The following is a 14806-nucleotide window of genomic DNA, read 5'->3' on the forward strand; positions in this document are numbered from 1 at the left end:
AGTTTCTAACTACTAGTTTAAAGTTTTGGCCTTTTCTACAGCTTCTTCAATGCCACCCACCATGTAGAACGCTTGCTCAGGCAAGTGATCGTATTCGCCAGCCACAATCGCTTTAAAGCCTTTGATGGTTTCTTTTAATGGCACATATTTACCTGGCGCACCTGTAAACACTTCTGCCACGTGGAACGGTTGTGACAAGAAACGTTGGATTTTACGTGCACGGCCCACTGCCAATTTATCTTCTGGTGACAACTCGTCCATACCCAGAATCGCGATAATGTCACGCAACTCTTTATAACGTTGCAATGTTTGTTGTACTGAACGTGCTACTGAGTAGTGCTCTTCACCTACCACTAATGGGTCTAATTGACGTGATGTAGAGTCTAGTGGATCCACCGCTGGGTAGATACCTAAAGAAGCAATGTCACGTGACAATACAACGGTTGAGTCCAAATGTTGGAACGTAGTCGCTGGTGATGGATCGGTCAAGTCATCCGCAGGTACATAAACCGCTTGGATAGACGTAATAGAACCTGTTTTAGTAGAAGTAATACGCTCTTGTAAACGGCCCATTTCATCAGCCAGAGTAGGTTGGTAACCTACCGCTGAAGGCATACGGCCTAACAACGCAGATACTTCAGTACCGGCCAATGTGTAACGGTAGATGTTGTCTACGAAGAACAACACATCACGGCCTTCGTCACGGAATTTTTCAGCCATGGTCAAGCCTGATAACGCTACGCGTAAACGGTTGCCCGGTGGCTCGTTCATTTGACCGAACACCATCGCTACTTTTGATTCTTTCATGTCGTCAAGCTTAATCACGCCAGCTTCTGCCATCTCGTGGTAGAAGTCGTTACCTTCACGTGTACGCTCACCTACACCTGCAAACACGGATAAACCTGAGTGTTGTTTTGCAATGTTGTTGATTAGCTCTAGCATGTTAACGGTTTTACCTACACCCGCACCACCGAACAGACCCACTTTACCGCCTTTAGCAAACGGGCAAACCAAGTCAATCACCTTGATGCCTGTCTCTAACAGGTCAACAGAAGGGGAGAGCTCTTCAAATGTTGGTGCTTTTTGGTGGATAGAACGACGCTCGTCACACTCGATAGGACCAGCCTCATCGATTGGGCGACCCAACACGTCCATAATACGGCCCAAAGTACCGGTACCTACCGGCACTTGAATTTGTGCACCAGTTGATTTAAACGCTGTACCACGTGCTAAACCGTCAGATGAACCCATGGCAATCGTACGTACAATGCCATCACCTAATTGTTGTTGCACTTCAAGCGTTAAACCTGCTTCTGCCTGTGAGTCTTTGTCATCAATAATCAATGCATCAAATACTTTAGGCATTTGATCGCGTGGGAATTCAACGTCAACCACCGCGCCGATACATTGCACTACTTTACCTACGATTGCTGCATTTGCTTTGCTTTGTGCTTTTGCCATTTTCTATTCCTAACTTCTTTAGTCAGATGTAATTAAATTCTTTTGGGCTTGGATTAAGCCACTGCTGCCGCGCCACCAACGATCTCTGAAATCTCTTTGGTAATCGCCGCTTGACGCGCTTTGTTGTAAACCAGTTTCAATTCGCCAATGACGTTTTTCGCATTGTCAGAGGCTGATTTCATCGCCACCATACGTGCAGATTGCTCAGATGCCATATTTTCTGCTACTGCATTATAAATAAGTGACTCGATATAACGCATCATCAACTCGTCAATGACTGGCTTAGCTTCTGGTTCGTAGATGTAATCCCAATGGCCTTTCGCGCTACCTAATTGCTCACCACTGAGTGGTAGCAATTGTTGCATGGTTGGCTCTTGCTTCATCGTGTTGATGAATTTGGTATAGCAGATATACAACTGATCAATTTCGCCAGCAGTATAGGCATCTAACATCACTTTGATGGTACCAATCAGCTTTTCCAAATGCGGTGTGTCACCCAAACCGGTGATGTGTGACTTCACGTCCGCACCCACACGGGTCATGAAACCAAAGCCTTTGTTGCCAATGGCACTCACTGCGATTTTCTTGCCTTCGGTTTCCCAAGTTTTCATTTGGTTCACAGACAAACGCAATACGTTGGTGTTCAAGCCGCCGCACAAGCCTTTATCTGAGCTCACCACAATCAAACCCACATTCTTTACCACATCACGTTTGATTAAAAACGGATGTTTGTATTCAGCTTGCGCGTAAGAAAGGTGAGCGGCAACGTTACGAATCTTCTCAGCATATGGACGGCTGGCACGCATTCTGTCCTGCGCTTTACGCATTTTAGAGGCGGCTACCATTTCCATTGCCTTGGTGATCTTACGTGTATTTTCTACACTTTTGATCTTGGTTCTAATCTCTTTACTACCAGCCATTTTGTGTCCTAGATAGTCGTTAAATTAGTAGGCGTTGGTTGCTTTAAAGTCTTGAATCGCTGCTTCAACTGCTTTTTCGTTATCGCCGCTTAAGTCTTTACTCGCTTCAATGCCATCCATCAATTTAGCGTATTTAGAACCCATGAAACCGTGCAATGCATTTTCAAACGCTAATACTTTATTGGTTGGTACGTCGTCAAAGTAACCTTTGTTCGCCGCAAATAAGGTAATCGCCATTTTAGAAACGCTTAAAGGTGCGTATTGCGCTTGTTTCATCAGCTCGGTAAACATACGACCACGATCCAATTGCTTACGTGTAGCTTCATCCAAATCAGAAGCGAACTGCGCGAACGCAGCCAATTCACGATATTGCGCTAATGCCAAACGTACGCCGCCACCTAATTTTTTGATGACTTTAGTTTGCGCTGCACCACCTACGCGAGATACTGAAATACCGGCGTTGATCGCTGGACGGATACCGGCGTTAAATAAGTCAGTTTCCAAGAAGATCTGACCATCGGTAATAGAAATCACGTTAGTTGGAACGAATGCAGAAACGTCACCAGCTGCTGTTTCAATCACTGGCAATGCAGTCAATGAACCAGTTTTGCCTTTAACGGCACCGTTAGTGAATTTTTCTACATACTCTTCGTTTACACGAGCTGCACGCTCTAACAAACGTGAGTGGATGTAGAACACGTCACCTGGGTAAGCTTCACGGCCTGGTGGACGACGTAATAGTAATGAGATCTGACGGTAAGCAATCGCTTGTTTGGTCAAGTCATCGTACACAATCAATGCATCTTCACCGCGGTCACGGAAGTATTCACCCATTGTACAACCTGCGTATGGTGCCAAGAATTGCAATGCAGCAGAGTCAGAAGCAGAAGCAGCCACCACGATGGTGTAGGCCATTGCGCCGTTCTCTTCCAGTTTGCGTACCACGTTAGCAATGGTAGAAGCCTTTTGACCAATCGCTACGTAGATACAGGTCATGTTTTGACCTTTTTGGTTGATGATTGCATCTACTGCAACCGCTGTTTTACCAGTTTGACGGTCACCAATGATCAATTCACGTTGACCACGGCCAACTGGCACCATGGAGTCAACTGATTTCAAACCGGTTTGCACTGGTTGTGACACCGATTTACGTGCAATCACGCCTGGTGCCACTTTTTCAATCTTGTCTGTTAATTTAGTTTTAACTGGACCTTTACCATCAATTGGTTGGCCCAAAGCGTTCACCACGCGGCCAATCAATTCAGGACCGACCGGCACTTCCAAAATACGGCCTGTACATTTACATACATCACCTTCGGTAATATGTTCGTAGTCACCCAATACCACGGCGCCTACTGAGTCACGCTCTAAGTTCAGCGCTAAACCGAATGTATTGCCAGGGAACTCAATCATTTCACCTGACATCACGTTGGACAAACCGTGAATACGAACAATACCGTCAGTCACTGAAATCACTGTGCCCTGTGTACGTGCTTCAGCTGTGGTAGAAAAATTTTCTAATCTGCTTTTAATCAGTTCACTGATTTCTGATGTAGATAACTGCATTGTGGCTCCTAATTTTCTCTTTGCCTAAAGTTTGCTTAATATCATGTGCCTTACGCGGTGAGCGAGTAGGCTAAATTTTGTAGTTGTCCTTTAACAGACGCATCGATAACGGTATCGCCAACGATGATTTTGAAGCCACCAATCATTTCTGGATCAACAGAAACCGTTGCTTCGATTTTTTTGCCAAATTTGGCCTCTAAACGCTTCACTAAGTCTTTGGTTTCTGCAGCACTTGGTTTTGCAGAAGCAATGATCTGTGCATCTAAAGTACCTTCTTCTTGCGCTTTCAGCGCTTCAAACGCCTCAGTAATCGCTGGCAGTACAGATAAACGACCATATTCCACTAATACCTTAATCAGGTTTTGACCATGCTCATTTAACTTATCGCCACACACTTTTAAGAAAGCAGCTTCCAAATCCGCACTCACCACTTTTGGGTCTTGAATGTAGGCTTGCATGTTCGCGTCATTGATGACGGCAGTTGCAAAACCTAACATTTCAGACCATTTAGCGAGCGCTTTTTTCTCTTTTGCCAACTTGTAAGCGGCTACAGCATAAGGTCTAGCGATGGTTGATAGTTCAGCCATGTCGTTTCCTTATAGTTCTGCTGCAAGTTTAGAAAGCATATCGCTATGCGCTTTGGCATCAATTTCTTTACGTAAGATTTTTTCTGCACCTGCTACGGCAAGGCTAGAAACTTGCGCACGCAAACCTTCTTTTGCACGGTTTACTTCTTGATCGATTTCAGCTTTTGCACCTGCAATAATGCGATCACCTTCAACCTTGGCATTGGTTTTCGCTTCTTCAACAATTTGCGTAGCACGTTTTTCTGCTTGACCAATGATCTCGCTCGCTTTTTGTTTAGCTTCTGTTAGCGCTGCTTCAGATTTCTTTGCAGCAACTTCCAAAGCACTTCTACCTTCTTGTGCTGCGGCTAAACCATCAGCAATTTCCTTTTGGCGTGTTTCAATCGCTTTTAACAGCGGCGGCCAAACGAATTTCACCGTGAACCAAATCAGCACAGCAAATGCGATAGCTTGTGCGACTAGTGTAAAGTTAATGTTCATTTTTGATCCAAATTAAATATCAATAAAGCATGCGTCATTAAAGTGGTTTAAGCCCATGCTTAAACCAAATCATTCACTACTTAATTATTGTGCAACTACGCTTAATAATGGGTTTGCAAACGCGAACATCATGGCTAAACCAACACCGATAATGAATGACGCATCGATCAAACCTAATAGCAAGAACACTTTACCTTGCAATGCTGGGATCATTTCTGGTTGACGTGCTGCGCCTTCCAAGAAGCTAGCACACATGATACCGATACCCACGCAAGCGCCTAAAGCACCTAAACCAATAATCAAACCAATGCCAACGCCTGTGTAAGCTTGAATCATTGCTAAAAGTTGTAAGTTTTCCATTTGTAATACCCTTATAAAAAAATTAAAAACAACTACTATTAAAACTAACTACAAAAACCTTGCTTCAATCACTTAGTGTGATTCATGCGCCATGGCCAAATACACCACAGTCAACATCATAAAAATAAACGCTTGTAACGCCACAATCAGAATATGAAAGATAGACCAGCCAGCACCCAAAATTGCTGCAGCTACTGTACCGGTTAAGCCTGTAGCAGCCCATAAACCCAGCAACAAGAAAATTACTTCACCGGCATACATATTGCCGAACAAACGTAGAGAGTGAGAAAGTGGTTTTGACACATATTCAATCATGTTGAATAAGAAGTTAGCTGGCCACACCCAGACTTTGCTGCCAAATGGCGAACAGAATAGCTCGTGAATCCAACCACCCAAGCCTTTAGCTTTAATAGAGAAGAAAATCATCAAGAACCAAACAGCCAGTGCCAAAGCAAAGGTTGTATTAATATCGGAAGTAGGGACTGCACGCCATTTTTCAAAACCCAAGCTATGCATGAATTTTGCAAAAATATCGACAGGTAAGAAGTCCATGGCATTCATTGCGAACACCCATAAAAAAACCGTCAATGCTGTTGGGGCAATAAAGCTATGACGGTCACCGTGGAAAATATTTTTAACTTGGTCATCCACAAAACCAAACACTAACTCAACAAAGGCCTGACGTTTAGTTGGCACGCCAGCAGTAGCGCCACGGGCTACCCACCATACCAGACCCATGACCACTAAACCCAGAAACACTGACATTGCCAATGTATCAATATGCAATGTCCAGAAACTGCCATCGCCCACTGGCTGCGCATTAAAGCTTAAATGGTGGGCAATGTAACTAGATGGCGTTAGCGCATGTTCAGCTTGTTGTGCGTGTTCTGTCGTCATAATGTTCTTAAATAACCGTTAATTAATTCTTCGTAGATAAATCAAATCGATTTATCTGTTTTTGCTAATGCTGCACCAGAAAATATTGCTGCAGCCGCCAAACCGGCAATCAGCGCAAAAGGCACTAACTGCGCATATACTTTAAATACCACAAACAATAAAGTTGCAATCACTACAATCTTGACTGCTTCTGCTTTCAGCAAATTAACCAGCACAGAGGAGGGCTCTTGATTCCCCTCATTTCGCGCTAAAATTCGCGACGCTATGTAAGCACCCACTAACACGGATAAGCCGCCAGCAAGCACCGAAAAGAATGCATGCATTCCACTCAGCAACAAGGCCAGCACCGCCACCACTGCTGTCGCGGACATCTGCCATCGCATCATATTGCTAACCATATTATTTGTAGCTAAGCCGTTGTTCGTAGTGTTCATACTTTTTTCATTTCAATGGTATTGAAATGGGCTTTAGCCAAAGGAGCCGCGATTTTGAATTATTACAGCCTTTTAGTCAAGCATTTAATGTACGTTAAATAACTGAATGTACTAGCAAAATGAAATACTTAGCACGTGTTTTATACTTTCGTATTGCATTCACCTTATTTGCGCGAGAGTTTTGCTATGATGTCGTCCAGTTGGTCTAGGTGACTATACTGAATCTTCAACGTACCGGCGCCGCTTGCTTTAGCTGCAATCGAAACCGTGGCGCCAAGCGCATCGCTCAAGCGCTCCTCCAATATCGCCACATCATCACGCACCTGTGCTTTTTGCTTGGTCGATGACAATGCAGGTTGTTTTGCTGCACGCTCCACATCACGCACGGATAAATCATTTTGTATGGTCTTATTGGCCAGCATCACTTGCTGTGCTGGCTCCAAACCAATTAACGCACGCGCATGGCCCATATCCAATTGATTGTGCATGAGCAACTCTTGCACTGGCTGGCTTAAGGTCAGTAAACGTAACAAATTAGAGACCGCAACACGTGAACGTCCAACCGCCTGCGCAGCTTGTTCATGCGTCATCGCAAACTCATCGATTAAACGCTTAATGCCCAAGGCCTCTTCTAGCGGATTTAAGTTTTCACGTTGAATATTTTCAATCAAGGCCATCGCCAGCGCGGACTCATCAGCGATGGCACGCACCAATACTGGCACCTCATCCAAGCCCGCCAATTGAGAAGCACGCCAACGACGTTCACCTGCAATAATTTCATAGCGCTCATCGGCAATTTCGCGCACCAAAATAGGCTGCATGATGCCTTGCGCTTTGATGCTCTCCGCCAATGTCTCGAGCGCGGCATTGTCCATATAAGCACGCGGCTGATACTTGCCTGGCTGCAACTGACTCACGCGCAACATGCGCAGCGCATCTGCCTCACCAACGGTGCCCATGTCACCCGCCAACAACGCATCCAATCCTCGACCCAAACCTTTAGGTTTTACCATCACACCGACCTTTTAAAATAGTTATTGTTTTGTATGAATAATTTCGTTCGCCAACTCTAAATAAGCCATCGCACCTTTAGAGGTTTTGTCATACATCAGCACTGGCATGCCGTAACTTGGCGCTTCTGCCAAACGAATATTTCTTGGAATCACTGTTTGATACACTTTTTTGCCGAAGTGACTCACTAACTGCGAAGACACTTGGCTGGCCAACATATTGCGGTTATCAAACATGGTGCGCAACAGCCCTTCAATTTCCAGCACCGGATTTAAATGCGCACGCACTTTTTTAATGGTGTTGACCAAATCAGACAAACCTTCCAGCGCATAGTATTCACACTGCATGGGGATCATCACTGAATGCGCTGCCGTCAATGCATTGACCGTGACTAAATTGAGGGCAGGGGGGCAATCCAACAACACGTAATCATATGCACCATCCAACTGAGCGATGGCTTGCTTTAAACGCGTCTCGCGTGCCATCTCATTTACCAGCTCAACTTCCGCACCGGCCAGCTCGCGATTGGACGGCGCAACGTCAAACCCGCCTTGCTCGCTAGGCACAATAACTTCCTGCAAGGTTTTATCATTAATTAACACATGATAAATACTATATTTCAAATGCGCTTTATCAATACCACTGCCGGTACTGGCATTGCCTTGTGGATCCAAATCCACCAGCAATACTTTTTTGCCGCGGTGTGCCAAGCTAGCCGCCAGATTCACGCAGGTAGTGGTTTTACCCACACCGCCTTTTTGATTTGTAATTGCCAGAATTTTCATGCATGACCTTCAAACACAACGCTATCAAATATAATCAGATGTCTTTCCGCTGCCAAACCCGCTACCCGTAATGGAATCACCGCCTTGGGCTGCGCAACTAACTTTTCCAGCTCAGGCGCGGGCATCAGGCCTTTCATGGCCAGCCATTCACCAGGGCTTGCAATTAAGTGTTGGGCGAGCTGAAACAACAACGCGATTTCAGAAAAAGCCCTTGAAATCACTTGATTGAACAATTGCTGCGGCTGAAATGTTTCTACCCGCGCATGCACAACTGTTAAGTTGTCCAAGCCCAACTCACCTTTGACTTGCCGCATAAAGATGGCTTTCTTTTGCACCGTATCAATAGTGGTCACTTGTAGGTCGGGTCGACAAATGGCCAATACAATTCCGGGCAAACCAGCACCACTGCCAACATCTAGCAAATACGGCCCTTTAACGTATGGCAGCACACTTAAACTATCCAACAAATGTAACGTCACCATTTGTTTGGGATCACGTACCGCGGTCAAGTTATATACTTTGTTCCACTTTTGTAGCAAAGCCAAGTACTGCAACAATGTGTGTTGCGCCTGTTCACTGACATCCAAACCCATCTGGCGGATGCCATCGGCCAATTGCTCCGCCTCTGTCATGCTGCTTCGATATTAGTCTGCGCTGCTTGCTTTTTATGTTTGCGCTTTAAATACACCAACAACAACGAAATGGTTGCCGGCGTAATGCCTGAGATACGGCCAGCCTGGCCAATCGTTTCTGGCTTATGCGCCACCAACTTTTGACGCGCCTCAATGCTCAACCCATGCACATCCGCATAGTCAATCTCGGCACCCAGCTTAATATGCTCACTGCCTTTTTGTTTGGCAATTTCATCTTTTTGACGGTCGATATACCCTTGATATTTGGCGGCAATCTCGACCTGCTCACGCACAGATGCATCAAGCTCACCCATGCCCAGTTCACCCAAGCTCAGCATGCCCTCGTAACTTACTTCTGGGCGACGCAATAATTCAAACAAGCTGTACTCATGCTCTAAAGGCTTACCTAAAATCGCCGCTTGTGTTTCACGTGAAACATCGTCTGCCGCCACTTGCACAAAAGTCTTTTTCAAGCGCTCTTGCTCACGCGATACAGCTTCTAGTTTTTTCTCAAAAGCCGCCCAGCGCGCATCGTCAACCAAGCCCAACTCTCGGCCTTTAGCGGTTAAACGCATATCCGCATTGTCTTCACGCAGCTGTAAGCGGTACTCGGCACGACTGGTAAACATGCGGTATGGCTCAGTCACGCCCGTGGTAATCAAGTCATCCACCAACACACCCAAATATGCTTCATCCCGCGCTGGACACCAGCCTTCTTTTTCTTGCGCATAAAGCGCCGCATTAGCACCCGCAAGCAAACCTTGCGCAGCGGCCTCTTCATAACCAGTGGTACCGTTAATCTGACCGGCAAAAAACAAACCTTGAACCGCTTTTGTCTCTAAAGTATTTTTTAAACCACGCGGATCGTAGTAATCGTACTCAATGGCATAACCAGGCCTAAGGATATGCGCATTCTCCAAACCCTTGATTGAGCGGACCAAGCCCAATTGAATATCAAACGGCAAACTCGTAGAAATACCATTCGGGTAAATCTCATTGGTATTTAAGCCTTCTGGCTCCAAAAAGATTTGATGCGACTCTTTATCTGCGAAGCGGTGAATTTTATCTTCTACGCTCGGACAGTAGCGCGGGCCCACGCCCTCAATCACTCCCGTGTACATCGGTGAGCGATCCAAACCACTGCGGATAATGTCATGCGTGCGTTCATTCGTATGCGTAATCCAGCAAGGTAGTTGTGCCGGGTGTTGTGCCACATTGCCCAAAAATGAAAACACTGGCACCGGGTAATCACCAGGCTGTTCCGCCATCACACTATAATCAATGGTGCGTCCATCAATACGGGGAGGGGTGCCGGTTTTTAAACGCCCCGCTGGCAAACCAATCTCGCGCAGACGCGCTGCGAGAGAAATAGCAGGGGGGTCGCCGGCGCGGCCAGCACTATAGTTTTGTAAACCCACATGCACCAAACCGCCCAAGAATGTGCCAGCGGTAAGCACGACCGACTTAGAAGAAAAGCGCAGGCCGATTTGCGTCACCACGCCCACCGCTTTATCGCCCTCTAAAATAATATCGTCTACCGCTTGTTGAAACAGCCATAAATTGTGCTGATTCTCCAAGCGTCTACGAATGGCTGCTTTGTACAGAATACGATCCGCCTGTGCACGTGTTGCGCGCACCGCAGGACCTTTGCTTGAATTTAAAATCCTAAACTGGATACCACCTTCGTCAGTGGCCATCGCCATCGCACCACCTAGCGCATCCACCTCTTTGACCAAATGCCCTTTACCAATCCCGCCAATGCTAGGATTGCAGGACATCTGCCCTAAAGTCTCGATATTATGGGTAAGTAATAAGGTTTTTTGCCCCATACGCGCTGCCGCCAAGGCGGCTTCCGTACCGGCATGGCCACCACCCACCACAATCACATCAAATTTATCTGGAAATTGCATCATAAGCACTGCATTATCAATTCGGTTAAAGGTGGAATTTTATAGCAAAACAGATAGTTACGTCACTTATTTATCTATGTTTCACGTGAAACATACCCGCAAAGCATAATACTAAACATTGATTCAAGAAGTATAGACAACCTTGATTGTTTCACGTGAAACAAACGCAGCGCGCGTTTGAACCGTTAAGTATTGACGAAGGCCCACCGATGCGCCTATAGTGATATCGGCGGCACGGTAGTTAGTGCGCTTCTTGCAATTGCCTCTACCGGCAAACCTGGGGCGCCAACTGGCACAACTGGCAGACCATTTCACCATTCCATAAAGGTGAAGATTAATATTTTTCAATGTACTGAGGAGATTAAAGATGGCAGATATTCAAGCGCATAAAGATTTCGTTACCAAGTATGCAAAAAATGTAAATACAGCAGCGCTAGATGGCTTAGCAAAAAACTATGCTTTGGTACTTTCAAACAATGATTCACAATACGTAGCTGCAAGTGACGAATCTGAAAGAGTCACCGTGCGTGAAAACTTTTTAAAGAAAAAACTGGGATTAACCGATTCTGATGCCACTTTAGATGCTGCAGTGGTTGCGGTGGGTGAAACTTTAAAAGAGGAGCGCTTTAAATCTCGCTTAGCTTACTACTATTTGTTAGCGGAGAAATTTAACAAACTAAGCGTGTTCGTCAAATAAGACCGTTAAATAAATTTCAACGATACGCCCCACCAAAAGACCATTTTAACAAATGGTCTTTTTTATTTGCCGATGCAAAACTTACTGAATATCTCACCCAGCAAATCATCCGGAGTAAACTCACCAGTAATGGTACTGAGCGCTGTTTGTGCTAAGCGCAATTCCTCGGCCACCAATTCGGCAGAGTGCATTTGACTTGCCGCAATCGCCAGATGTTCACGCACCGCTTCAAGCGCTTTTAAATGACGGGCCCGCGCCATGTAAACACCTTCACCCATCGCCTGATAGCCAGCAAAATGTAATAACTGTGTTTTAAGCAAATCTAACCCCAGCCCAGTTTTAGCCGAAAGATAAATATGGTGTTCACCATTCACACTTTCATTTTTAGGGGCTTCTTGCGACACATCAATTTTATTGTGTATCCAAATTTTGGCGATTTCTTGCGGCAAGCGGTCTAAAATCGATTTTTCCGTCTCAGTAATACCGTGAGTTGAATCGAGCAATAATAATGCGATATTGGCCGTTTCTGTGGCTCGCCAAGTTCTGGCAATCCCAAATTTTTCTACTTCATCCTCTGTTTCTCGCAAGCCTGCAGTATCAATCACATGCAAAGGTACACCATTGATTTGAATGGCGCTTTTAATGGTGTCGCGTGTTGTACCTGCAATCGGGGTGACAATCGCCACTTCCTCGCCTGCAAGCGCATTCATCAAACTGGATTTACCTACATTAGGTTGACCAATGAGGACCACATGAATGCCATCACGCAACAATGCACCTTGCTTGGCTTGATTAAATACAAGCGATAATGCTTGTTGATTATGCGCAATTTTTTCAGCCACACGACCTTGCGTAATAAAATCAATTTCTTCTTCCGGGAAATCGAGACAAGCTTCTACATACATACGCAACTCAGTGAGTTGCGCTAGCAATGCATGTATGGTGTTTGAAAATGCGCCCGACAGCGAACGTATCGCACTTTTGGCAGCCTCTTGTGTGGCAGCATTAATGATATCGGCAACGGCTTCCGCTTGCGCCAAATCCAATTTATCATTCAGGTAAGCGCGTCGTGTAAATTCACCCGGAACCGCCTGACGCGCACCCAATGCAATGCAACGCGCCAACAACATTTGCATCAACGCCGTACCACCATGTGCTTGTAGTTCAAGCACATCTTCACCTGTGTAAGAGTGTGGGTTAGGGTAAAAAATGGCTATGCCACGATCAATCAACTCATGATCTGCATCTTTAAAATCTAGATAGGCGGCGTAGCGGGGAGGAGGGCAGTGGCCCAGTACCGCTTGTGCGATGCTTTGACTGAGTGGGCCGGAAACACGCACAATGCCGATGCCGCCTGCGCCACTGGCTGTGGCAATGGCGGCTATCGTATCGTGTGCGTGGTTAGACATACCTTATTTTTTTGCGTTGCCTTTTTTAGCTAAGGCTTCTGCGTGAATACTTTTGTTGATATACCACTGCTGCCAAATGGACAGAATATTATTCACCAACCAGTACAACACCAAGCCAGCCGGGAAGAAGAAGAAGAAAACACTGAATACAACCGGCATAATCTTCATCACTTTGGCCTGAATCGGATCAGTCGGCGCAGGGTTTAAGAAAGTCTGAATAATCATGGTAGCACCCATTAATAGCGGCAAGATGTACCAAGGGTCAACCGCAGACAAATCCTTAATCCAACCAAAGAATGGGGCATGACGCAATTCAACCGAGCCTAGCAACACCCAATAAAGTGCAATGAAAACAGGGATTTGCACTAAAATTGGCAAGCAGCCACCCATCGGGTTGATCTTTTCTGTGCGGTACATTTCCAGCATCGCTTGCTGCATTTTTTGCTTATCGTCGCCAAATTTTTCTTTCATGGCTTGTAAGCGCGGTGCTAATTCACGCATCTGTGCCATGCTCTTATAGCTAGAAGCTGATAGCTTGAAGAAAGCGGCTTTGATAATCACGGTCAGTAAGATAATCGCCACACCCCAGTTTTTCACCAGTTCATACAGTTGGGATAACAACCAGAACAAAGGCTTCGCAATAATCGTCAAGATGCCGTAATCCACCACATATTCCAAGCCTGGTGCGGTAGCTTCCAAGTCTTTTTGCGTTTGTGGGCCCACGTACAATTGCGCAGGCACAGTCAAACTAGCGCCTGCTGCTACGCTGCCCAGCGGGCTCATGCTACCAATAGAGAAGTAGTGGTCTGTAAGTTGTGAGGTGTAAAACTTACGCTCTAAACCTGCTTTAGGAATCCACGCACCTACAAAGTAATGCTGAACCAAGCCGACCCAACCGTCTTTTGCTTTCACGGCCAAATCTTGTTTAGCCATTTCATCAAACTTCACTTTTTTGTACTTATCCGTCTCATTGTAGTAGGCGCCACCGGTAAAGGTTGGCATCATGGCAGAGCCCTGATTGGATTTATTGTCATGAATGATTTGGTAATAGACGGAAGGTGTGATGCTCGCGGTGCTATCATTTTTAATTTCGTAGCGCACATCAATCGCATAGTTGTTGCGGTGGAAGGTGTAGATCTTATCCACAGCCACACCATTCTCGACTGGCGCACTGAGTTTCACTTCCAGTGTATCGGCACCTTCTGCCATCTGATAGCTGGTTTGTGCAGTGGTGAATACTGCGCGATGCGTCGGTAAATGATCGCCCTTTAAGCCAGTTTGCGCCACATATAGCATAGGCTTGGCAGCGTCACTTAATAACTCATACTGGCCATCCCCAGTATTTGCACGATGCTTACGTAAAGTGAGTTGTCGCAAATCAGCGCCATTGGTATCGATTTCCGCTTGAAACAAATCCGTCTCTACTTGTACGCGCTGACCACGTGCCAATGTAAACGCATCTTTTGCCACATCCGTAGGTGTGCTGCTATCGGCTGTACTTGATGCTGCAGCCCCTGCCTGCGTAGCCACCTGCGCAGAGGGTGCCACTGGCGGTGCATCTTTGCGTTGCCATGCATCCCATAACATCATGATAGAAAAGGAGAAAATGACAAATAAAATTATACGTCTGGTATCCATAACACTCTTTATACGTTAA

At 45.8% G+C, this 14806-nt stretch carries 15 protein-coding genes; 1 reads left to right on the forward strand and 14 read right to left on the reverse strand.

Translation table 11 applies throughout. The annotated features are described in order from the left end of the window. Positions 1-12: 12 nt before the first annotated feature. From atpD to mnmG, 12 genes are all read right to left on the reverse strand, one after another. Positions 13-1461, reverse strand: coding sequence for a F0F1 ATP synthase subunit beta (gene atpD, locus FG11_RS11665; RefSeq protein WP_020183273.1), 1449 nt, complete (start codon positions 1459-1461; stop codon positions 13-15). A 53-nt stretch (positions 1462-1514) separates the two neighbouring features. Further along, complete coding sequence (gene atpG / locus FG11_RS11670; RefSeq protein ID WP_047535241.1) at positions 1515-2381, reverse strand: F0F1 ATP synthase subunit gamma; 867 nt, start codon at positions 2379-2381, stop codon at positions 1515-1517. 24 nt (positions 2382-2405) lie between these two features. After that, positions 2406-3947 carry a F0F1 ATP synthase subunit alpha gene (gene atpA / locus FG11_RS11675; RefSeq protein WP_020183275.1) on the reverse strand — a complete coding sequence of 514 codons (1542 nt, stop codon included), beginning with the start codon at positions 3945-3947 and terminating at the stop codon, positions 2406-2408. Between the two features lie 50 nt (positions 3948-3997). Next, positions 3998-4534 (reverse strand): F0F1 ATP synthase subunit delta, encoded by a 537-nt coding sequence (locus FG11_RS11680; protein WP_020183276.1) that lies wholly within the window; start codon positions 4532-4534, stop codon positions 3998-4000. Positions 4535-4543: 9 nt separating this feature from the next. After that, complete coding sequence (locus tag FG11_RS11685; RefSeq protein ID WP_025225193.1) at positions 4544-5014, reverse strand: F0F1 ATP synthase subunit B; 471 nt, start codon at positions 5012-5014, stop codon at positions 4544-4546. Between the two features lie 84 nt (positions 5015-5098). Beyond that, positions 5099-5374: a F0F1 ATP synthase subunit C gene (gene atpE / locus FG11_RS11690; RefSeq protein ID WP_020183278.1), complete on the reverse strand. Its 276-nt coding sequence runs from the start codon at positions 5372-5374 to the stop codon at positions 5099-5101. A gap of 72 nt (positions 5375-5446) precedes the next feature. Then, a complete protein-coding gene (gene atpB, locus FG11_RS11695) occupies positions 5447-6271 on the reverse strand; it encodes a F0F1 ATP synthase subunit A (protein ID WP_020183279.1) in 825 nt (274 codons plus the stop codon). Positions 6272-6312: 41 nt separating this feature from the next. Beyond that, positions 6313-6705, reverse strand: a complete 393-nt coding sequence (locus FG11_RS11700; protein WP_020183280.1) for an ATP synthase subunit I — start codon at positions 6703-6705, stop codon at positions 6313-6315. A gap of 164 nt (positions 6706-6869) precedes the next feature. Continuing rightward, a complete protein-coding gene (locus FG11_RS11705) occupies positions 6870-7718 on the reverse strand; it encodes a ParB/RepB/Spo0J family partition protein (protein ID WP_020183281.1) in 849 nt (282 codons plus the stop codon). Positions 7719-7739: 21 nt separating this feature from the next. Then, a complete protein-coding gene (locus tag FG11_RS11710) occupies positions 7740-8501 on the reverse strand; it encodes a ParA family protein (RefSeq protein ID WP_020183282.1) in 762 nt (253 codons plus the stop codon). Then, complete coding sequence (gene rsmG / locus FG11_RS11715) at positions 8498-9133, reverse strand: 16S rRNA (guanine(527)-N(7))-methyltransferase RsmG (protein ID WP_020183283.1); 636 nt, start codon at positions 9131-9133, stop codon at positions 8498-8500. The genes FG11_RS11710 and rsmG overlap by 4 nt, the downstream gene beginning before the upstream one ends. Continuing rightward, positions 9130-11043: a tRNA uridine-5-carboxymethylaminomethyl(34) synthesis enzyme MnmG gene (gene mnmG, locus FG11_RS11720; RefSeq protein ID WP_047536171.1), complete on the reverse strand. Its 1914-nt coding sequence runs from the start codon at positions 11041-11043 to the stop codon at positions 9130-9132. Before mnmG ends, rsmG begins: the two co-directional genes overlap by 4 nt. 367 nt (positions 11044-11410) lie before the next feature. Here mnmG and FG11_RS11725 point away from each other — a divergent pair, with 367 nt between their 5' ends. Then, positions 11411-11740 (forward strand): DUF2853 family protein, encoded by a 330-nt coding sequence (locus FG11_RS11725; protein ID WP_025225197.1) that lies wholly within the window; start codon positions 11411-11413, stop codon positions 11738-11740. A 62-nt stretch (positions 11741-11802) separates the two neighbouring features. On the opposite strand, the gene mnmE is transcribed toward FG11_RS11725, so the two are convergent. Both mnmE and yidC read right to left on the reverse strand, forming a co-directional pair. Continuing rightward, positions 11803-13149, reverse strand: a complete 1347-nt coding sequence (mnmE, locus tag FG11_RS11730) for a tRNA uridine-5-carboxymethylaminomethyl(34) synthesis GTPase MnmE (RefSeq protein ID WP_020183286.1) — start codon at positions 13147-13149, stop codon at positions 11803-11805. 3 nt (positions 13150-13152) lie between these two features. Next, entirely contained in the window at positions 13153-14787 is a 1635-nt protein-coding gene (yidC, locus tag FG11_RS11735; RefSeq protein ID WP_047535245.1) for a membrane protein insertase YidC, read from the reverse strand. Positions 14788-14806 lie beyond the last annotated feature (19 nt).

Source organism: Methylotenera sp. N17, from assembly GCF_000799155.1.
Classification (GTDB): domain Bacteria; phylum Pseudomonadota; class Gammaproteobacteria; order Burkholderiales; family Methylophilaceae; genus Methylophilus.

Coding starts and splice junctions, on each gene's coding strand:
- atpD (WP_020183273.1), bottom strand. CDS start 1,461: ATGGCAAAAGCACAAAGCAAAGCAAATGCAGCAATCGTAGGTAAAGTA.
- atpG (WP_047535241.1), bottom strand. CDS start 2,381: ATGGCTGGTAGTAAAGAGATTAGAACCAAGATCAAAAGTGTAGAAAAT.
- atpA (WP_020183275.1), bottom strand. CDS start 3,947: ATGCAGTTATCTACATCAGAAATCAGTGAACTGATTAAAAGCAGATTA.
- FG11_RS11680 (WP_020183276.1), bottom strand. CDS start 4,534: ATGGCTGAACTATCAACCATCGCTAGACCTTATGCTGTAGCCGCTTAC.
- FG11_RS11685 (WP_025225193.1), bottom strand. CDS start 5,014: ATGAACATTAACTTTACACTAGTCGCACAAGCTATCGCATTTGCTGTG.
- atpE (WP_020183278.1), bottom strand. CDS start 5,374: ATGGAAAACTTACAACTTTTAGCAATGATTCAAGCTTACACAGGCGTT.
- atpB (WP_020183279.1), bottom strand. CDS start 6,271: ATGACGACAGAACACGCACAACAAGCTGAACATGCGCTAACGCCATCT.
- FG11_RS11700 (WP_020183280.1), bottom strand. CDS start 6,705: ATGAACACTACGAACAACGGCTTAGCTACAAATAATATGGTTAGCAAT.
- FG11_RS11705 (WP_020183281.1), bottom strand. CDS start 7,718: ATGGTAAAACCTAAAGGTTTGGGTCGAGGATTGGATGCGTTGTTGGCG.
- FG11_RS11710 (WP_020183282.1), bottom strand. CDS start 8,501: ATGAAAATTCTGGCAATTACAAATCAAAAAGGCGGTGTGGGTAAAACC.
- rsmG (WP_020183283.1), bottom strand. CDS start 9,133: ATGACAGAGGCGGAGCAATTGGCCGATGGCATCCGCCAGATGGGTTTG.
- mnmG (WP_047536171.1), bottom strand. CDS start 11,043: ATGCAATTTCCAGATAAATTTGATGTGATTGTGGTGGGTGGTGGCCAT.
- FG11_RS11725 (WP_025225197.1), top strand. CDS start 11,411: ATGGCAGATATTCAAGCGCATAAAGATTTCGTTACCAAGTATGCAAAA.
- mnmE (WP_020183286.1), bottom strand. CDS start 13,149: ATGTCTAACCACGCACACGATACGATAGCCGCCATTGCCACAGCCAGT.
- yidC (WP_047535245.1), bottom strand. CDS start 14,787: ATGGATACCAGACGTATAATTTTATTTGTCATTTTCTCCTTTTCTATC.